This is a genomic window from Flavobacterium sp. TS_SC_5, assembly GCF_056156265.1.
Map to the genome: position 1 here is coordinate 3,054,827 of NZ_CM149588.1, position 19,788 is coordinate 3,074,614.

The following is a 19,788-nucleotide window of genomic DNA, read 5'->3' on the forward strand; positions in this document are numbered from 1 at the left end:
TTACATTTTAATTAATTAGCCAAATCGAACACCCCTTTTGTCAAAATTCTTGAAGAATCATTAATCATAGTATTTGGAAGTATTTCGACAAACTTTTCAGATTTCTCGCCTATTTTAACGCTTACTTTCTTGAATGAATATCCGTTTTTTTCATTGTCCAATAAAAGCACGAAATTTTTGTTGTTTTCAGTTAGTAATGCTTCAGAAGGAATGGCTAAACCTTTTTTAGAATCGATAATTATTTCAGCTTCTACAAACATACCCGTCAATAGTTTTTGTTTTATGGCATCATCTAAATGTCCGTGAATATTAATCGTTCTGTCATTTCCTTCAATTGATTTTCCAACCAAATGTACGTCGGCATTAAAAACATCTTTAGAAGCTTCAGGAACTTTAAAATGTATCTTTTGCCCAATTTTCACATTCAAAATATCTTTCTCAAAAACGGCCAACTCTAAATGCAAATGATCCGTATCGACAATTTCTAAAATCACATCCGAAGGCGCCACATACATTCCCACATTGGCATTCATTATCACAATATCACCTGTTATTGGAGAAAAAATAGTGATTGTTGAAGTCAAAATTCCTTTCTCTACATTTCTTGGGTTAATATTCAAAAGCACTAATTTGGCGCGTAAACTTTGATGCATTGCTTTGGCTCTTCTGTATTCACTTTCTGCTTTTAGGTAGTTTTTCTGCGAAGTTATTTTTTCATCATACAAGGTTTTTTGCCTGTCATACTCCGATTTCAGGAAATTAAGTTGCTCAGCCACTTCCATATAATCTTTTTGAATATCAAGAAATTCCGTGTTTTGTAGCGTTAACAAAGCTTGTCCTTTAGTCACTTTATTTCCAACCAAAAGTGTTGTTGATTTCACATAGCCACCCATAAAAGTGTTTACTTTAGCTCGGTTTTGTGGTGGAACATCAATTTTTCCCGATGCTTTTACCGTTACATCAAAATCCTGTTCTGTTGGAGTGGCAATCTCCATTCCAGAAGATTTGAATTGGACGGAAGTTACAGTTGTCAAACCGTCGTCTTTTTGTTCCACTTCCTCTGTTTTTGATTCTTTACAAGAAAATAAAGCAATGGATAGAGCAATTATATATAGAGATTTTTTCATTATTTGTATTTTAAAAATTTAGGTATTGTAAATCTAATTGGGTTTGGTTGAATAGCAAAATAGTATCTAAATAATCCACCTGAATGGTTGTAGCATTTTCTAAACTTTGGATGTATTGAAAGAAATCAATCTCACCATGTTTGTAGCTATTGTTTCCCACTTTTATAATCTCATCCGATAATTTTTTTCCGTACAGATTGTAGTAATTTATCGCTTCCTGATACTTCGCTAATTCATTCTTTTTTTGAGAAATGTACTTCTCTATTTTTACTTCCTCATTTTGTTTTTGTTGTTCCCAACTTTGTAATTCAAGCTGCGCTACTTTGCTTTTAGCAACTTGTCCAGAGAATAATATTGGTACTGCTAAACCAACTTGAAAACCATACAACGATTGTGATAAACCGTTATTTCTTCCTTGAAAATAATCCAAGTTAATATCCGGTAGCCAATGCTGTTTTTGCAGCTCTATCTGGTTTTTATAATTTGTGGTAACACTTTCTAAATAAGCAGTATAAAATGATTTACTTGTTGCATCAATAAAAGTATTTAGAGGTGTAATTGAATTACTATTTATTACTATAATTTCATCGGTTTGAAGCAATGATTGCAACAGTTCATATTGTCCTTTTTTATCATTTTCAATTTGTGAAAGTTTGGTTCTAATTTGTCTGAATTTAGCTTGAGCAGTAATTTTTTCAAGATAATTAGTTTCTCCTAATTCAAAACGTCTGTCGCTTGCTTTAGAGAAATTTTGGTACAAACTATCTAAATATTGATAGAGTTTTTCTTGATGTTGCAAATAAACGATATGCTGAAACGACTTAGAAACAGCCAATGAAAGTTTGTTTTTTTGAATATCAAAATTGGCTTTTACCCTTTCATATTCTGAGGAAAATACTTTTTTTTGCGCTCCGTAAACCGTCGGAAAAGCAAAACGTTGCTGTATGCCAAATACTCTTAAAGGTTCGTTATTGATTGCCAAATTATTTTGATCGTAACTGTAATAAAGATTGGTTTTATCAAAAGTATTTGCAGTTTTGATATTGGCTTTTGTTTTATCCACTTGCAATTGAGCCGCTTTAATTCCTTTATTATTTTGAAGTGCTTTAGACAATAAACTATCCAATTCTGGATTAGCATTTTGTGAAAAAGCCAACGAAGAACTCAACAATAACAAAATGATATAAGTGGAACTTTGATGTTTCTTAAACTTCGCTTTTTTGAAGGATTGACTATCAAAAACCTTATATAAAATAGGCAACACAATCATCGTCAAAATAGTTGCCGTAAACAATCCGCCAATCACTACCGTTGCTAATGGTCGTTGCACTTCGGCTCCAGCTGAAGATGAAATTGCCATGGGTAAAAATCCTAATGCGGCAGCCGACGCGGTTAATAAAACCGGACGTAATCTATCGGTAGTTCCTTTTAAAATTAATGCATCGATATCTTTCATGCCTTGGTGTTTGAGTTCTTTAAAATGTTCGATTAGTACAATTCCGTTTAATACTGCAATTCCAAAAAGCGCGATGAAACCAACACCTGCCGAAATACTGAACGGCAAATCTCTTATCCATAAAAATAAAACTCCCCCAACTGCTGATAAAGGAATTGCTGAATACACCATTAAGGCTTCTTTTACGGAGCCAAACGCAAAATACAAAAGGATAAATATCAAAAATAAAGCGATAGGAACTGCAATCATCAATCGGGCTTTGGCGCTTTGTAAATTTTCAAATTGTCCGCCATATTTCACGTAATATCCGTCTGGCATTTTAACTTGATTGTCTACAATTTTCTGAATATCGGTCACTACGCTTTGTAAATCTCGGTTCCGAACATTGATTCCCACTACAATTCTTCTATTGGTATTGTCTCTAGAAATTTTAGCGGGACCTTCGGTATATTCGATAGAAGCCAATTCACTCAACGGAATTTGTTCTCCGTTAGGCGTTGGAACATATAAATTACGTAAATCTTCAATGTCGTGACGGATTGCTTGATCCAAACGTATTACCATATCAAAACGTTTCTCGCCCTCAAAGACATTTCCAACGGTTTTTCCGGCAAAGCCCAGCGCAATCATTTCGTTCAAATCAGCAATATTCAAACCGTAACGGGCAATTTTCGAGCGATCATAAACCACTGACATTTGTGGCAAACCTTCTGTTTTTTCGACAATAATATCCGAAGCGCCTTCCACTTTTGCAATAGCATTTTTGATTTCATTCGCTTTTTTGGCCAAAATATTTAAGTCTTCGCCAAAAACTTTAACTGCCACATCAGATCGGGTTCCAGAAATTAATTCGTTAAAACGCATTTCTATCGGCTGCGTAAATTCGATTTCCATATTCGGGATTTGTTCTTCTAATGCTGCTTTTATTTTATCTGCCAATTCATCTTTGGAGGAAGCCGAAGTCCAATCTGATTTGGGTTTCAATTTTACAATAATATCACTTTCTTCCATGGACATAGGATCTGTAGGCACTTCGGCAGCTCCAATTCTGCTGACAACTTGTGTGACTTCTGGGAAGTTATTGAGGATTATTTTCTCTATTTTGGTGGTTATCGCTATTGTTTTTGTCAATGAAGTTCCTGTTTTTAAAACCGGCTGAATCACAAAATCACCTTCATCAAGCGTAGGAATAAATTCTCCTCCCATGGTTGCAAATAATCCTACGGCCAGCAATAATAAACCTAATGCGCCATATATTACTTTTTTGGTATTGCTTATCGCCCAAGTAATTATCGGTAAATACCAGGATTTCAGTTTACGGATTAATCTACTGGAAATTGAATTTGGATTTTCTGCTTCTGGTTTTAAAAACAAAGAAGAAACAACCGGAACATAGGTAAAGCAGAAAATCATTGCGCCTAATAAAGCAAAACTAAACGTCATCGCCATTGGTTTGAACATTTTACCTTCAATTCCGGATAAGGATAAAATTGGAATAAAAACAATCAGAATAATCAATTGGCCAAAAATAGCCGAATTCATCATTTTGGAAGCACTTTTATAAGTGATTTGGTCAATTTCCAATTGACGTTCTTCCTTACTAAGATTCACTAAATGAGCGGATTTACTTGTGATTTGGAACGCAATAAACTCGACAATAATTACGGCACCATCGATAATTATTCCAAAATCAATAGCACCCAGACTCATCAAATTGGCATCGATACCAAAAATATTCATGAACGAAATGGCGAATAATAAACATAACGGAATCACAGAGGCCACGACCAATCCGGAACGCCAGTTTCCTAATAACAAAATGACAACAAAAATTACGATTAAGCATCCTAAAATCAAGTTTTCTGCAACTGTAAAAGTCGTTTTTCCCACTAATTCGCTTCGTTCCAGAAAACCGTTAATGTACACACCGTCCGGCAATGTTTTTTGAATTTCGGCAACTCTATTTTTAACATCATCAATTACCTGTTTAGAATTTCCACCTTTAAGCATCATCACTTGTCCTAGTACTTTTTCGCCTTCGCCATTTCCGGTGATTGCACCAAAACGGTTGGCATGACCAAAACGAACTTGCGCTACATTCTTGATATAAATTGGCAATCCATTGGTGTTTGTAACAACAATATTCCCAATATCTTCGAGTGAATTAACTTTTCCTTCACCCCTGATAAAATAACTTTGGTTCACTTTTTCGATATAGGCACCACCTGCTATACTGTTGTTTTTTTCCAGCGCTGTAAAAACATCCGTAGTAGTGATATTCATCGCTTTCAAACTTGACGGATTAATCGCAATTTCGTATTGCTTCAAAAAACCACCCCAAGTATTGATTTCTACAACACCTTTTATTCCTGACAATTGACGTTTTACCACCCAATCCTGTATGGTTCGTAAATCAGTAACGGAATAATTATTCTTGAATTCTGGTTTTACTTCTAAAGTATATTGATAAATTTCTCCAAGTCCAGTGGTAATTGGTCCCATTTCCGGTGTTCCAAAACCTTGCGGAATTTTCTCCGAGGCAGTTTTTATTTTCTCCGCAATAAGTTGTCTTGGAAGATAAGTTCCTAAATTTTCATCAAAAACAATCGTGACAACAGATAAGCCAAATTTTGAAATGGAACGAATTTCAGTGACACCAGGCAAATTAGCCATTTCAATTTCAACAGGATACGTGATAAACTGTTCAATGTCTTGTGTAGAAAGGTTACGAGAAGTGGTAATTACCTGAACTTGGTTGTTCGTCACATCAGGAACGGCTCCAATAGATATTTGGAAAACAGAAAACAAACCAAATCCAAAAACTCCTAAAGTAAAGAGTAAAACAATTAGTTTATTTTTTAAGCTAAAGGCAATAATTTTTTCGAGCATTTTTATCTTATTTATACTTCAAAAGTAAAGTTTAAAGATAAGGATTTCCTTAAGAACTACTTAAGGTCTGCTTTAAATAAACTTAAAATTACTGTGGTTCCAATATTTTCTTCGCTGCTAATTGCAATATCAATGTTGAGCAAGGAACACAATCTTCTTACAATAGACAATCCTAAGCCTGTTCCTTTGATTTCTGGATGATTACTAGATTTTGAACGGTAAAACTGATTGAATATTTTTTCTAAATCCTCAACAGGTATTCCAATTCCGAAATCAGTGATCTGACATTCAATTTTAGAGCCGATTGATTTTATAGTGACAATCAAATTCCCATTTTGATTTGAATACTTTAATGCATTAGATATCAGATTGTTAATTACTATCGAAAACAAATAGCTATCCGTTTCCAAGTAATACTCTTGAGGAAATTCAGTAGCAACTGTAATATTTTTAGATTGAATGACTATAGAGTTTAGAGCAATTGTATCTAAAAATAACGCATTTAGATACACTTTTTCCGTTTTTAAGGTTTGCTTTTGGTTTTCAAATCGAGCCAATAAAAGCAACTGATCCACCAAATGATTCAACCGATTGACTTCTGTGACACAAAAATTAATTTTTTCTTCATATTCAGCGTGATCTCTGGGTTTGCGAATCAAAACTTCCAAAGTTCCTTTGATTACAGTTAATGGTGTTCTTAATTCGTGTGAAGCATCCGAGGTGAATTGCTTTTCTCTTTCAATAGCAGTTTCTATTCGGTCTAATAAATTGTTGATGGTTTGTGATAATACAAACAATTCGTCTCGATTTTGCGGTAACGGAATTCGGGAACTAAGATTGTCTTTGGTAATAATATTGGAAGTGGTAATAATGGAGCTAATCGGTTTTATGCTCTTTCCTGCGAAAAAACGTGCAATAAAAAACAATACTATCAGAATTACAGGATAGGCAATTATCAATACTTCGGATAAATTATTGAGTACCATCGTAGCATCTTCCAATGACATAGCAATTAAAATGTAACCAATGACTTTTGTTTTTTGATAAATGGGAACCTGAATTTGACGGATAGCGTTATCGGCTAATTTGGTATCAAAAAGTTTATTTTCCGCATTTTCTTTGTCAAAAGTTAAAGTAGATTTTTTAAGATTGGGCGATTTTTCAATCACATTACTATTTTGATCAATAAACTGAATAAATACTGGATTTACATCCAGCGTATTGTGCTCCCGTTCCTTCCATTCTTCTTCATGAATCAAACGGAAACTGTTGCCCACAATTTCAATTTCGGTGAGATGTTTCTCCACTTCACTGCTAATATCGTTGTTAACATGGTTGTAAACACTATATTTAACAATAGAATAAATAATAAAGAAAACCACAAAAATCAACAAAGCTGTGGTAACAATATAGTTAGAAGCAATTCTATTTTTAAAGGAAAGTTGTTGCATTTTTATTTAATCGTTAGCAATATACCCTACACCACGAACCGTTTTTATGTAGTCTTGTTCAATTTTTAAATTCAATTTTTTACGAATTGCATTCATAAAAACATCAATTACGCCAGTATCATATTCAAAATGAATGTCCCAAATATCTTCTATAATCTGAGTTCTGGTGCACACTTTTCCTTTATTTTTTACCAAGTACGTCAATAGTTCAAATTCACGTTGGGTCAATGCCACTTCAATTTCATTTACTAAAACACGATGTCGCGGAATATCAATTTTGATGCTGCCAAGAGTCAGAATTTCATCTTCATTTTGGTTTCTGAAATGAATTTTGATGCGCTCCACCAATTCATCAAAACTAAAAGGCTTCTTGATGTAATCATTGGCACCAGCTTTCAATCCTTCAATTGTTTTTTGAACGGTATCTTTTGCTGTCAGAAAAATGATTGGAGTCGTAGTGTTTTTTAATCGAATGGATTTACAAAGTTCTAATCCAGTCATTTTGGGTAACATCCAATCCAATAAAATCAAATCAAAATTTTCCTTTTGGGACAACTCAAATCCTTTCAAACCATCCGAAGCACTGCTAATTGTATAGCCTTCTTCCTCTAATCCTTGTTGCAGAAATTGAACAATTCCGGCTTCGTCTTCTACAATTAATATGTGCATTTTTATCTTTTTGTAAATTTAGGTTTTATTGCATTACAAATTTGAAAGCAATGGTAGCAATATTAGCGTTCAGATTATCACTTCGTTTGTAATGGTTGAATCTAAAGTCAATATTTTTCAAACCAAAATTCCAGATTTTACCCGCAGTAAAAATATCGGTGTAATTTACGCCAAAACCATATTGGTTCGCATCAAATGTTGCTAAATCAGCATCCGAAGTATAAAATTTTTCTGTTGACAAATGGGTTTCGTAAGGTGCATAATATTTAGAAGCCGTTTGTGTATAATAACGATACATGGGAAAAACAGTGAACTTATCGGATAATTTCACAGGAAGTTCTATACTGGCGGTATGGGATTGTATGTCCCAGTTATCAGAATAAAAACGATAATAAGTTCGCACTATAAAATGTTCATTGACGTAATAATTTAAACGTGCTCCAACAGGAAGTTTAAAACGTGAATCAGGTAATCTTTCGATATCATCTGCTAATTTGTAAGCTCCGGCATTACTTGTACTTTCATAATTGCTGATATATTCCGGTTGTCCAATGTAAAAATTCGCTTTATCAGCAAAATAAATTCGGTGATAAGGAGACGACAATAATCCTTGTTGTTGCAACACATCAAAGAAAACAGAAACTTGTAATTTCTTGGTTAAAACCTGAGAAAATCCTACCGAAGCTGAGAATGAATTTCGATTAACCGCATTTACTGTTTGAAACGCTGACGGCAAATAATTGGTTGTGGAAACTCCGTTTTGATCCAAAACTGAAACTCCGCTAAAATAACCTTGATTTAAAAAATTAGAACCATATTTTGAATATTCGTGTAATTCAGTAGGATAAATAGGTCTCCACTGATCTAAATATGCATTTACTTTCAAGCTCAATTCCGTATTTTTTTCATTAAAAAGACTCGCGATTCCTCCGCCAAAACCAACAGAAGTATAATCGTATTCATTTGAAAAAGAAACATCGGTATTCCAAATAAAATTTCTTGAATCACTGCTATGACTGTAATTTGCAACAACAGAAACCAGCTGATCACTTTTTGAAGCACCAGAAGAAGCTTGCCAAGGCGTTCCAGTAGGACCCGTAGCCGCAACTTTTTGACCGCCAGCAATTCTATCATCATCATCTCCGCCTGCACCAGAAGCTCCCGTAGAATTAAATGGATTTATGTTACTCGAAGATGCTGATGAATAAGCTGATATTCCTAAATCAATAGTTAAAACATCATCATCATTCAAGGGTATTGCCACAACAATATTGGAAGCAACATCAGTCAGTTTCTCCGAACCAATACCACCAGATACAGCTGATCTTGAACCATCTTGATCGTAATAACTGGCTAGAAAGTCGACTTCGGTACTTTCCAACACTCTTTTTTTGAAAACTGGTTTTTTACTTTTTTCTTGCGAAAAAGCAGTTGCCGTAATCAGGATAAAAAGAGATAAAATTTTTATTTTCATTTTTTAGTGGATTCAAATTTACAATCTGAATTGATGCGTTAAATTAGTTACAACCACAACCGCCACCTGATTTTCCACCATTGGCGCCAGCCGCAGCTTCTCGATATATTTGAAAAGATGTTTCATAACGCTCCGCTGTTCGAGCAGAAATCTTCATATCAGGATCATTAATTTTTTCTTTTTCGTATTGTTTTACGGAACTGCACGATTGCAAAATCAGTAGTGTGAAAAACACAAAAGCTATCTTCTGTTTCATGAATGTATTTTTTTAATTATATTTTTTAATATCTATTCCATTTGAAGAATGAATTTTGCCTTTATCGTCAACAATAATGCATTCAATACCTTTAATTTGATTTACTAAATCCAAGCCTACTTCTACTCCAATTACAAAAATCCCGGTGGCCAGCGCATCAGCAATTTCTGTTTGTTTGGCAAAAACAGAGACACTGACCACACCTTTTGCCGGATAACCCGTTCTGGGATCAATAATATGTGAATAACGGATTCCATTAAAAATCACATATTTTTCATAACTGCCTGAAGTTTCAACTGCGCTGTCTTCTATTGGGAAGGTAGCAAAAATCTTATTTTTATTCAAAGGATTTACGATTCCTATAGTCCAAGGTTTTCCATCCGGTTGTTTTCCCCAAGCATTAATATCGCCAGAAACATTTATAATTCCCGAAACACAGCCTTTTGAAAACAATAAATCTTTCACTTTATCAGCAATATATCCTTGTCCAATTCCGCCCAATCCTAACTTCATTCCTTCTAATTTTAGAAAAATGGTGTGTTCTTTTGGATTTAGAATAATGTTTTTATAACCAATTTTCGCAACTGATTTTTTTATGGCTTCTTCGGTTGGCATTACTTTCATCGAACCATCAAACTTCCATATTTTGTCCATCGAAGCATAGGAAATATCAAAGGCACCATTGGTAATTTGAGAAATTTTTATCGCTCTTTCGACCAATTCAAAAACTTCGGTATCTACCTTTACGGGTTTTATTCCTGCATTGCGATTGATTTCTGAGATTTGTGTCGTTGGAATCCAATCGGAAATTAAATTTTCAATTCGTTTCACTTCAGTTATAGCCAAATCAATATACTCGTTGGCTTTTATAGTATCATTTGCAACAGCAGTAACCTCAAAAGGACTTCCCAACATAAACAACTTTCTCTTGTGTGTAATTTGAGAAGTTGCTAACACTGTTGTAAATAAAAAACTTATAAGGAGTATTTTTTTCATTATTTTTCAAAGGAAAGAATGATTTGAATGTATTCTTGTGGACTTACATTTTTGTAACCAGTGATTCCTAATACACTTCCTGTTTTATCTAGAAGCAGCACTAAAGGAAAGTTTCCTGATTTGTTGTATTGTTCTGCTAATTTTTTATTGCTGGCAGTTAGTTCTGCTGATAGTAAATTTGCCTTCTTTTTAGGAAAATCAGCTTTATAGATTACCCATTTTTGCTCTGCTTCTTTTTTAAAATCTTCCGATTTCCAAATGGTATTTTCTAATTTAATGCATGGAGCGCACCAATCTGATCCTGAAAAGACAAGAAGAATATTTTTGTTTTCTTTATTGGCTTGCGTTTTTGCTTCTTCAAAATTTGCTTCCCAGTTTTGGGAATAGCCTAAAGATCCTATGAAAAGAAACAAAATCATAATATTTTTTTTCATTGCAATAACGGTTTACATTTTGAAGTAAAATTATTCCTTTTATACCAGATCAAATCTCTTGTTTCCTAATTTTAAGCTAATATTAATTTTTAGAAAACATTAAGCAAATCTTAAAAATAAAAAGTACCAATATGCACTATATTTACATAAATATCTAATTATGAACGTTTTAATAAAAAGTTCTCCGTTTTATCATTTGCTTTTGTTTTACATTAGCATAAGTTTTATTGTAAGATTTATACTTTTCTTTCATCCAATAACACAAGCATCATTTATTTGGGTTGATATGCTGTCTTTATTTGTATTAGGGTTAATTTCTGATATATTTATATTTGTTTTAGTTAGTGGATTTTTATGGCTGTATCTTATTTTTATATCCAATGCAAAATATTATAAGCCCCACGGATATCTAATTTTTGGATTGTTGATTGCCTTATTGCTTTACGTTGCATTTGGAAACACGATCCTTAACGAATATGGAAGTGCTATACCTAAAATTGTAATCGCTTTCCTATCCATAAAAATGATTTTATTCGGGTTATTACTTTTTTTACCAAAATATAGAAACCAAATCAGGTTTTGGTTATTTTCCTTCGTCATTTTTCTTTACGTAGTTTTAATTCTGCAAAACGCAATTAGCGAGTATTTCTTTTGGAATGAATTTGGGGTAAGATACAATTTCATTGCAGTAAATTATTTGGTTTACACCAATGAAGTGATTGGAAATATTATGGAATCCTATCCTGTTATCCCTTTATTTTCAGCGCTGTTTATTATTGCAGGACTTGTTACTTATTTCATTGTAAAAAGATCAAAAAGCTATATTGAAAACATTCCCGATTTTGTGCAAAAAGTCCAAATTTCAGGAGTTTACCTACTACTTTTCGGATTATCATTATTAGCAGTTCCCGCTTTATCTGCCAGAGAAAATTCCCAAAATATATTTGCCAATGAATTACAAGCCAATGGACTTTATAAGTTTTACTTGGCATTTATGAAAAGTGAATTAGATTATTTTAAGTTCTATAAAACAGTTCCCAGTAACGAAGCTTTTGCTCAATTAAAACAACAAATTTCTTCCATTTCAGGTGAAACGACTTTAAGAGAAATAAAAAATGAATTTGCGGAAAATCATAAAAATGTGGTCCTGATTACTATTGAAAGTTACAGTGCAGAGTTTATGAAAATGTATGGAAACGAGGAAAATATTACTCCATTTCTTGACAGTTTAGCAACCAAAAGTTTAGTTTTCACCAACCTTTATGCCGTAGGAAACAGAACAGTTCGCGGTCTTGAAGCGGTTACTTTATGCTTTCCTCCTACAGCCGGAGAAAGTGTGGTAAAACGGGAAGACAATAAAAATAAATTCTCTACCGGAAGTATCTTTAAACAAAAAGGCTATGCTGTAAAATTCATGTACGGAGGAGATTCCTATTTTGATAACATGGGCGATTTCTTTTCAGGAAATGGATATGAAATTGTAGATAAAAAAACATTTGAACCCAACGAAATCACTTTTGCCAATATCTGGGGAGTTTGCGATGAGGATATGTATAACAAAGCTATCAAAGAAATAAACAAAGAAGCAGCGGCAAATAAGCCGTTCTTCAATCACATTATGACCGTAAGCAATCACAGACCATTTACGTATCCCAATGGGAAAATTGATATTCCAGGTGATGCAAAATCTCGTGATGGCGGTGTAAAGTACACGGATTATGCGATGAGAAAATTCTTTGAAATGGCCAAAAAACAGCCTTGGTTTAACAATACAGTTTTTGTGATTCTAGCCGATCATTGTGCTTCGAGTGCAGGAAAAACAGAGCTTCCAGCAGATAAATACAGAATTCCGGCAATGATTTACAGCCCTGGTTTTGTTGAACCCAAAAAATACAATAATTTAATGTCGCAAATTGATATAATGCCGACCGTTTTTGGATTATTGAGTTTTGATTACCAAAGTAAATTCTTTGGGCAGGATGTTTTAAAACCAGATTATAGACCAAGAGCTTTGATTGCTACTTATCAGGATTTAGGATTGATTAAAGACAATATTTTAACGATTATTTCCCCAAAACAAACCGTAAAACAGTTTCAATTGACTTTGAAACCCAATCAAAAAGTAGCTTCTGATTTTCAAATATTTTATGACCAAATACCGTTGAAAAATGAAAGATCGGATTTAGTAAACGAAACAATTTCTTACTATCAAACAGCCTCGGATATGTTGAAGAAAAAGAAATATCAAAAAATTAATTAGCATAAAAAAAACGGGTGAAATTAAAGTTTCACCCGTTTTTTAATTGGAAATATATAGTTACTCTTTTTCGTTTGTCAACCCAAAAAGATCTCCTTTAGTGTAAGTCTTCATATCTTTTTTTAGAAGTTTGCTGTTTCTTTTAGTTAATGCTGGAGTGTCAAGACCACTTAAATCAGGTTTACCGGCATTAACCCATGCAGTGTACCAAAAACTTGCCGTAACTGTAATAGCTTTTCTCATTTGTTGTTGAACCATTCCGTTCATATCGGCATGCAATTGTTTGGCATACTCATCAGAATACATGGTTCCTCCGTATTTATTTTTTACAATTTCTCCACTAGCATCAGTCACAAATATTTTATTTTCAGGTGTCGAAGTTCTCAATTTTTTATCAATCGCTAATAGAGGTTCTACTAAACTATGAGTATCAAAAATCATGTCCCATGTTGCTTTTTCTACATTTTCAAGATAAACGCCTTGAGGTACGTTGAACTTATAATCCTTTGCAAACAATTCTGGCAAACGGCTTTCCCATAAAGAGTGAATTCCTTTTTGGTTTGTATTTTGCCCGTCGTGATTGTCCGATGTGTGCAATGGCATGTGACCATCAGCAATATAATGTCCTAAATCACCTGCAATAAATAGTATTTCATTTTTCCTTTTTTCCTTAAATGCTTTGGTAAGTTTCACCATTAAATCTTGAATATGCCAAGGTAAAATTCCGTTTTTGGTCAAGAATTTTTCGTCGTATTTTAGCTTTGCTTCGTCCATAGTCTTTGGAAATGTAGCCACATCACCAAAGTTTTCCATATCAAAATAATGACGTGGTGGTTCTGCTTTATCATTCAAAACATTTCTTCTTAAATCTGGAACGGTAGATTCTTGTGTAATAAAATCAATGTGATTGTAAAAGAAGGTTTGCAACGGTTTTGGCAATGCCATTACTGCCGCTCTGTTGATTCGTTCATGACCAATAACGCCCCATGACAAAAGAAAAAGGGCAACTCCAAGAACAGATAAAGTGATTAGTGTAGGTCTAATTTTAAAATTTTTCATTAAATTTATTTTTTTGAAGTACAAATGTATTTCTTTAAATCGTTATTAGAAAAAATTGGGTTTAAGATTCTGTTAATTAAATAAGAAAACTTACAAATATGTTTCGACATCAAGGAAAAAACAGAACTTTTATTCATAATTTTCGTTTAGCCACTTTATTATCTTTTGTTGCCGGAATCGTAAATGTTACAGGAGTTTTATCATTACAAACATTGACAACAAATGTTACGGGACATTTCGCCTATTTTGCCGAAGAAATCATGAAGCGTGATTACACAGCTGCAATTACATTTTTTATATTCACCATTTTCTTTTTATTGGGTGCATTTACTTCTAATTTTTTAGCCGAATTAATTTCGAGAAAACATCCCAATTTATCTCATGTTATTCCTATTTCTTTGGAAATGATTATTTTGATTAGTGTTGGGATTTTCGGAGCACAATCTGCATTATCCAGTATCGAAGGAAAATGGATTGCTTTTGCAATGCTTTTTGCGATGGGAATACAAAATTCTTTGGTAACTAAAATTTCTCAATCTACTGTTAGAACAACTCATCTAACGGGGCTTTTTACTGATTTAGGAATAGAACTGTCGCAGTTGTTCTTTTATAAAAAACCCGAAGAAAAGAAGAAATTAAAGACCAGTATTTACCTCCGATTATCGATTATTATTTTCTTTTTCATCGGTTGTATTTCAGGTGGTTTTCTTTATAATTTACTGGAAATGAAAACACTTTTTGTTGCTGCAACCTTTTTGTTGTTTGCGCTTTTGTATGATTATATCCGATTGCAATTTCATGTGATCAAACGAAAAACCTTCCGTCACAAAACTATTTTAGATAAATAATTGAAATTAAAGTCGCAATTGCAATAAATGTCCAGAGCAAGATTCCCTGCGCCAGCGGTTTTAATCCCACTGATTTTAAAACATTCCTATTTAGTCCTGCTCCAATAAGAAACAAAGTTACTGTCAAACCTATTTTGGAAACTGAAACCAAATGCGTCGCTACATTCTCAATTTGTGGCAGATAGGTATTGACAATCATCGCCAAAATAAACAAGCCGATAAAATAAGGGATTTTTAATTTACCAGATTTATTTTTGAAAATAAACGCCGTAATCAATGCGACAGGGATAATCCATAACGCTCGGGCTAGTTTTACTGTTGTGGCTATTTGCAAGGCTTCGGGGCCAAATTTACTCGCCGCTCCCACCACAGAACTAGTATCATGAATGGCAATGGCACACCATAATCCAAACTCTTTTTGAGTTAAATCCAACCAATGGCCTACAGCAGGAAACAAAAACAGTGCTACTGAATTCAGAATGAATATCACTCCTAAAGCAACTGACGTTTGTTTTTCATTGGATTTGATTACTGGTGCAATCGCAGCAATGGCACTTCCGCCACAAATCGCAGTTCCGCAAGAAATTAAATGAGATGTTTTCTTATCGGTTTTAAACCATTTTCCAAGAAAAGTTCCTAAAATCAAAGTACTCACAATAGAAATAATGGTGAACAAAAACCCTTCTTTTCCTGCAGAAACAGCACTGTGAACATTCATTCCAAATCCTAAACCAACAACTGAAAATTGCAACAGATAATTGGTGGCTTTGTGATTCAATTCTAAAAAAGGGTGTCCGAAAAAGTTGGTGACAATCAATCCTAATACTAAAGCAATTGGAGGAGAAACGAAAATTGTGGTACAAAACAATAGCAAGACAACAAAAATAAGTTGCTGCAAAGGGGCTTCAACTTTAAAAATAATAAAAGATTCTTTTTGAATTTCTTTTTGATGCGTTTCCAATGTAAAGTTGTTGAATTAGTATAGTACAAAGGTCAGCAGATAAATCTATTTAAGCCAATCGCAAATTATAATCCGCTATAACTTTAAATTATAATGATTGGAAATGTTTTGGATAAACAAATTCGCTAATGAATCCGTTTTTCCTTGTAAAGTAATGACGTAAAAGAAACGTTCAATAACTAAGTCTTTAATATCTAATATGGCCAATTCATTGTTCCGAAGTTCTTTTTTTATCGCATGAATCGATATAAAAGCCACACAGTCAGAGTTCATCAAATAGGATTTTATACTTTCGGTACTTCCCAATTGCATTTCAATTTGTAATTCCGATAGTTTAATGTCAAATGGTTTTAACGCATGTTCAATAACTTCAAGTGTTCCTGAACCTTGTTCCCGCATTAAAAAATGCATTTTTTTTAGATCCTCCTGAGTCACTTCATCAAGACTGACTAATGGATTGGAACTCCTACAAACTAAAACCAATTCATCCTTTAAAAATTCGGTATATTTAATGGACTTATTTTTCGACTGCCCTTCAACAATTCCTATTTCAACTTCCTGTTTTAAAAGCGCATTTTCTATTTGCTCCGTGTTTCCATTGAGTAAACTCACTTTTACATCTTGCAATTTTTGATGGAAATGGGCTAAAAGTGGCGGAATTATATACTGAGAAATAGTTGTACTGGCACCTAATCGCAATAATCCCGAACGTTGATTAATGAGCGTGCTCATATCAAAATCGATCTCGCGATATAGTTCGAAAATGTTTTTGGTATGTTTTAATAACATTTCACCTGCAGGTGTCAATGCGATTTTTGAACCATTCCTGTTAAACAATTTGATTTTATACTGCTCTTCTAACTCTTGAATATGTTTGGAAATCGCAGGTTGCGTAATGAATAATTCCGTTGCGGCTTTTGTAAAACTCAAACGATTTGCAACAGTATAAAATACTTTCAGTCTAAAATCCATGTTGTTTAATTGTATTAGAGTAATCCGTTGTATTTTCGAACAAACCATTCCGTTGCCAACAAAAATGAAATTAAAACCAATAACCAAATCCAATCTATCAAAGGAGTTTTAGTTACAATGTTCTTCTCTATCGCTTTAAATTCATCATTTTCCAAAAGCGTTTTAATCAACACATCAACTTGGTCTGTGAAAAAAGCTTTTCCTTGCGTTTGCGTGGCTAATTGTGTCAATTTCTCCACATCGGGATTGACAAATTGCTTTTCGATATCAAAATCAAGAATTTCAAAACTACTGGAATAGGTCGTTTTAGAATTCAATTCTTTTACTGTAAACACATAAGAACTCGCTTTCAATCCATCAAGATTGACTTTGTAGGAATTATTTCCTTTTAATAAATCGTAATTTTTAGTTTGCTTCGTTTTAGTATTGGTCACCGCAATTGTCAAACGGGCTTTTTCATCAAACTCGTAATTTTTATTGAAAAATTGAGCGGTTATTGCAATGGCTTCACCTGAATTATAGAAGCTTTCATGTTCAACCACCAGTGATTTTTTAGAATTATTAGAAGCCAAAAATTGAATAATCTTATCGATGAAAACATCATATTTTTCAAAGGATTGATTGTTGACATGGGTTTGCAAACGCCATTTCCAACTGTTTTCTCCTAAAAGATAAGCGGCTCTTTTGCCCTGATTTTCGGCAAAAGCCAACAAAGGTGAATTGGTATCTATAGATCTGATTTTGGACGAAAGCAAAACAGACACCGCACCTTTTACGGTAACGGTTCCAAAAGCATTCTGCAAAGGCGGTAAATTTTCAAAGCCGATATTGTCAGCTGCAAATAAATTAAACTGCCCATTAAAAACCGACAAATAATCTTCTTTTTGTCCGCTCATTTTAAAGTTCAAATTATCCTGCTGCTGATTAAGAAAATTGAAATCGGTGTTGTTTCCAGTAATGATAAACGTATTAATTCCGGCAACTTTATTATTCTCAAAAATAGTTTTAAAGTCTGTTGTCGGTTGATATATAATCAAAACATTATAATCTTGTAATGATTTGATTTCATTTGGTTTAACAATTATTACTTTACGCTGTACATTCGATTCAATTGCTCTTTTCATCGCGCCTAAATCAGGATGACTTATAGCTGAAATAATAGCAATATTTGTTTTTTGGTCAATGACTTCAACCGCAAAATTCTTGGTATTGTTATAAGTATTTTTTTCCTTTTCTTTTGATGAAATTGTAGCTTTAAAAACTTGTAATCCTATTTTATCAGCCGGTAAAAGTATGTTTACAGTTGCTGTTTTTTTAGAAGGTGAAAAGGCAATGGATTGTTTACTTAATACAGAATTGCCTTGTGAAATGATAAAATCAGCTGTTACATTTTTAGTTCCTGAATACTGCAAAAAAGCTTCTACAGGAAATTTATTTTTGTGAAAAGCATATTTATTAACGTTCAGCTGATTGATTTTAAAATCTAATAAAGTTGTCGTATCACCTACAATGACAGGATATACTTTATTTACTGCATCAAAACTAAAAACGTAATCATTCCCGGAAGTTTGGTTTCCGTCGGTAATCAAAACTGTTGGATAAATTGTGTTTTTATAAATGCTTTTTAGATTTTTGGCTACAACATCAATATTAGTTTGCTTTCCTTTAAAATCAAATTTTTCCGTAGGTTCAAAATCATCCGAAAACTGATACGATTGCACATCAAATTTCTCTCGTAAATCTGAATTTGATTGTATTCTTTTATACAATTCCAATGCTTTTTCATTAGCATTCAAAAAAGAAATAGAACTTGAATTATCAACAACAATCGGCAAAGGCGTTTTTACCGTTTCCAGCGTATTTTTAGTTAATATTGGATTAATTAATAACAATAAAATTCCAAAAATGGATAAAAAACGCAAAAAAGCCAAAAACCAACCGACTTTCGATTTGTTTTTGGCTTTGTAGATGTATTGAAAAAACGACAAACCACCAGCTATTAGTAAAGAAAGCAGTAATAATAGTAGCGTGTTTGTTGTCATTTATTCTTTATTAAAAGATTGAAGGATTTAATGATTAAAAAATTAATTACACAATTCAAAAATCTTTAAATCTTTGAATTTTACAATCTTTCAATTAATTTTTAAGTAAGCATTCCCCCACAAACATTCATAACCTGTCCAGTTACGTAAGCGCTCATATCCGAAGCAAAGAAAAGACAAGCATTAGCAACATCTTCGGTCGTTCCGCCACGTTTCAACGGAATTCCGTCTCTCCATCCTTTTACAACATCTTCATTTAATTTAGCCGTCATTTCCGTTTCTATAAAACCCGGAGCAATTACATTACAACGAATGTTACGTGATCCTAATTCCAAAGCTACAGATTTAGAAAAACCAATAACTCCCGCTTTAGAAGCAGCATAATTAGTTTGTCCAGCATTTCCTTTTACTCCCACAACAGAGCTCATATTGATAATTGAACCAGAACGTTGCTTCAAAAACGTACGTTGAATGGCTTTAGTCATATTAAAAACCGACTTCAAGTTAACATCAATTACTTGATCAAAATCTTCTTCAGACATACGCATCAAAAGATTATCTTTAGTAATTCCGGCGTTGTTTATTAGAATATCAACCGTTCCAAATTCAGCTAAAACAGCATCGACAAGAGTTTGAGCATCATTAAAATCGGCAGCATTCGATTGATATCCTTTGGCTTTAATTCCAATAGCGTTTAATTCGTTTTCAAGAGCCAAAGCAGATTCTACTGATGAACTATATGTAAAGGCAACATTTGCACCATGTTTTGCAAAAACTTCAGCAATTCCTTTTCCAATTCCACGACTCGCACCAGTAATTATGGCCACTTTTCCTTCTAGTAATTTCATATTCAAAAATAAGTTTAAAATTTATTTGAAGCTATTCCTGCTATCCGCT

At 33.4% G+C, this 19,788-nt stretch carries 15 protein-coding genes; 2 read left to right on the forward strand and 13 right to left on the reverse strand.

What is annotated here, in order from left to right; genetic code table 11:
* Positions 1–11 precede the first annotated feature (11 nt).
* From AC0J6S_RS13185 to AC0J6S_RS13220, 8 genes are read right to left on the reverse strand one after another with little or no spacing between them, the layout of a single operon-like run.
* A complete protein-coding gene (locus AC0J6S_RS13185) occupies positions 12–1,127 on the reverse strand; it encodes an efflux RND transporter periplasmic adaptor subunit (protein ID WP_474954233.1) in 1,116 nt (371 codons plus the stop codon).
* Between the two features lie 10 nt (positions 1,128–1,137).
* Positions 1,138–5,472 carry a CusA/CzcA family heavy metal efflux RND transporter gene (locus AC0J6S_RS13190; protein WP_474954234.1) on the reverse strand — a complete coding sequence of 1,445 codons (4,335 nt, stop codon included), beginning with the start codon at positions 5,470–5,472 and terminating at the stop codon, positions 1,138–1,140.
* Between the two features lie 56 nt (positions 5,473–5,528).
* Entirely contained in the window at positions 5,529–6,923 is a 1,395-nt protein-coding gene (locus tag AC0J6S_RS13195; RefSeq protein WP_474954235.1) for a HAMP domain-containing sensor histidine kinase, read from the reverse strand.
* 6 nt (positions 6,924–6,929) lie between these two features.
* A complete protein-coding gene (locus AC0J6S_RS13200; RefSeq protein ID WP_474954236.1) occupies positions 6,930–7,592 on the reverse strand; it encodes a response regulator transcription factor in 663 nt (220 codons plus the stop codon).
* 25 nt (positions 7,593–7,617) lie between these two features.
* Positions 7,618–9,066, reverse strand: a complete 1,449-nt coding sequence (locus AC0J6S_RS13205) for a DUF3570 domain-containing protein (protein ID WP_474954237.1) — start codon at positions 9,064–9,066, stop codon at positions 7,618–7,620.
* A gap of 43 nt (positions 9,067–9,109) precedes the next feature.
* Positions 9,110–9,322 carry a DUF4266 domain-containing protein gene (locus AC0J6S_RS13210; protein WP_474954238.1) on the reverse strand — a complete coding sequence of 71 codons (213 nt, stop codon included), beginning with the start codon at positions 9,320–9,322 and terminating at the stop codon, positions 9,110–9,112.
* A 12-nt stretch (positions 9,323–9,334) separates the two neighbouring features.
* The gene (locus AC0J6S_RS13215) at positions 9,335–10,318 is read right to left on the reverse strand and encodes an FAD:protein FMN transferase (protein ID WP_474954239.1); all 984 of its coding nucleotides are present in this window, start codon (positions 10,316–10,318) and stop codon (positions 9,335–9,337) included.
* Positions 10,318–10,752, reverse strand: coding sequence for a thioredoxin family protein (locus AC0J6S_RS13220; protein WP_474954240.1), 435 nt, complete (start codon positions 10,750–10,752; stop codon positions 10,318–10,320). The genes AC0J6S_RS13215 and AC0J6S_RS13220 overlap by 1 nt, the downstream gene beginning before the upstream one ends.
* Positions 10,753–10,912: 160 nt before the next feature.
* On the opposite strand from AC0J6S_RS13220, the gene AC0J6S_RS13225 reads away from it, so the two are divergent.
* Entirely contained in the window at positions 10,913–13,012 is a 2,100-nt protein-coding gene (locus AC0J6S_RS13225; protein ID WP_474954241.1) for an LTA synthase family protein, read from the forward strand.
* A 57-nt stretch (positions 13,013–13,069) separates the two neighbouring features.
* Here the strand turns inward: AC0J6S_RS13225 and AC0J6S_RS13230 are convergent, their stop codons facing one another.
* Positions 13,070–14,068: a zinc dependent phospholipase C family protein gene (locus AC0J6S_RS13230; RefSeq protein ID WP_474954242.1), complete on the reverse strand. Its 999-nt coding sequence runs from the start codon at positions 14,066–14,068 to the stop codon at positions 13,070–13,072.
* Positions 14,069–14,166: 98 nt separating this feature from the next.
* Here AC0J6S_RS13230 and AC0J6S_RS13235 point away from each other — a divergent pair, with 98 nt between their 5' ends.
* Entirely contained in the window at positions 14,167–14,916 is a 750-nt protein-coding gene (locus AC0J6S_RS13235; protein WP_474954243.1) for a YoaK family protein, read from the forward strand.
* On the opposite strand, the gene AC0J6S_RS13240 is transcribed toward AC0J6S_RS13235, so the two are convergent.
* The 4 genes from AC0J6S_RS13240 to fabG all read right to left on the reverse strand — a co-directional run bounded on the left by AC0J6S_RS13240 (position 14,900) and on the right by fabG (position 19,739).
* On the reverse strand, positions 14,900–15,856 hold the full coding sequence (locus AC0J6S_RS13240; RefSeq protein WP_474956367.1) for a YeiH family protein: 957 nt from the start codon (positions 15,854–15,856) through the stop codon (positions 14,900–14,902). The two genes, AC0J6S_RS13235 and AC0J6S_RS13240, sit on opposite strands and share 17 nt — an antisense overlap.
* Positions 15,857–15,952: 96 nt before the next feature.
* Complete coding sequence (locus tag AC0J6S_RS13245; RefSeq protein WP_474954244.1) at positions 15,953–16,849, reverse strand: LysR family transcriptional regulator; 897 nt, start codon at positions 16,847–16,849, stop codon at positions 15,953–15,955.
* A gap of 14 nt (positions 16,850–16,863) precedes the next feature.
* The gene (locus AC0J6S_RS13250) at positions 16,864–18,891 is read right to left on the reverse strand and encodes a hypothetical protein (protein WP_474954245.1); all 2,028 of its coding nucleotides are present in this window, start codon (positions 18,889–18,891) and stop codon (positions 16,864–16,866) included.
* Between the two features lie 101 nt (positions 18,892–18,992).
* The gene (fabG, locus tag AC0J6S_RS13255) at positions 18,993–19,739 is read right to left on the reverse strand and encodes a 3-oxoacyl-[acyl-carrier-protein] reductase (RefSeq protein WP_131910322.1); all 747 of its coding nucleotides are present in this window, start codon (positions 19,737–19,739) and stop codon (positions 18,993–18,995) included.
* Positions 19,740–19,788 lie beyond the last annotated feature (49 nt).

Coding starts and splice junctions, on each gene's coding strand:
- AC0J6S_RS13185 (WP_474954233.1), bottom strand. CDS start 1,127: ATGAAAAAATCTCTATATATAATTGCTCTATCCATTGCTTTATTTTCT.
- AC0J6S_RS13190 (WP_474954234.1), bottom strand. CDS start 5,472: ATGCTCGAAAAAATTATTGCCTTTAGCTTAAAAAATAAACTAATTGTT.
- AC0J6S_RS13195 (WP_474954235.1), bottom strand. CDS start 6,923: ATGCAACAACTTTCCTTTAAAAATAGAATTGCTTCTAACTATATTGTT.
- AC0J6S_RS13200 (WP_474954236.1), bottom strand. CDS start 7,592: ATGCACATATTAATTGTAGAAGACGAAGCCGGAATTGTTCAATTTCTG.
- AC0J6S_RS13205 (WP_474954237.1), bottom strand. CDS start 9,066: ATGAAAATAAAAATTTTATCTCTTTTTATCCTGATTACGGCAACTGCT.
- AC0J6S_RS13210 (WP_474954238.1), bottom strand. CDS start 9,322: ATGAAACAGAAGATAGCTTTTGTGTTTTTCACACTACTGATTTTGCAA.
- AC0J6S_RS13215 (WP_474954239.1), bottom strand. CDS start 10,318: ATGAAAAAAATACTCCTTATAAGTTTTTTATTTACAACAGTGTTAGCA.
- AC0J6S_RS13220 (WP_474954240.1), bottom strand. CDS start 10,752: ATGAAAAAAAATATTATGATTTTGTTTCTTTTCATAGGATCTTTAGGC.
- AC0J6S_RS13225 (WP_474954241.1), top strand. CDS start 10,913: ATGAACGTTTTAATAAAAAGTTCTCCGTTTTATCATTTGCTTTTGTTT.
- AC0J6S_RS13230 (WP_474954242.1), bottom strand. CDS start 14,068: ATGAAAAATTTTAAAATTAGACCTACACTAATCACTTTATCTGTTCTT.
- AC0J6S_RS13235 (WP_474954243.1), top strand. CDS start 14,167: ATGTTTCGACATCAAGGAAAAAACAGAACTTTTATTCATAATTTTCGT.
- AC0J6S_RS13245 (WP_474954244.1), bottom strand. CDS start 16,849: ATGGATTTTAGACTGAAAGTATTTTATACTGTTGCAAATCGTTTGAGT.
- AC0J6S_RS13250 (WP_474954245.1), bottom strand. CDS start 18,891: ATGACAACAAACACGCTACTATTATTACTGCTTTCTTTACTAATAGCT.
- fabG (WP_131910322.1), bottom strand. CDS start 19,739: ATGAAATTACTAGAAGGAAAAGTGGCCATAATTACTGGTGCGAGTCGT.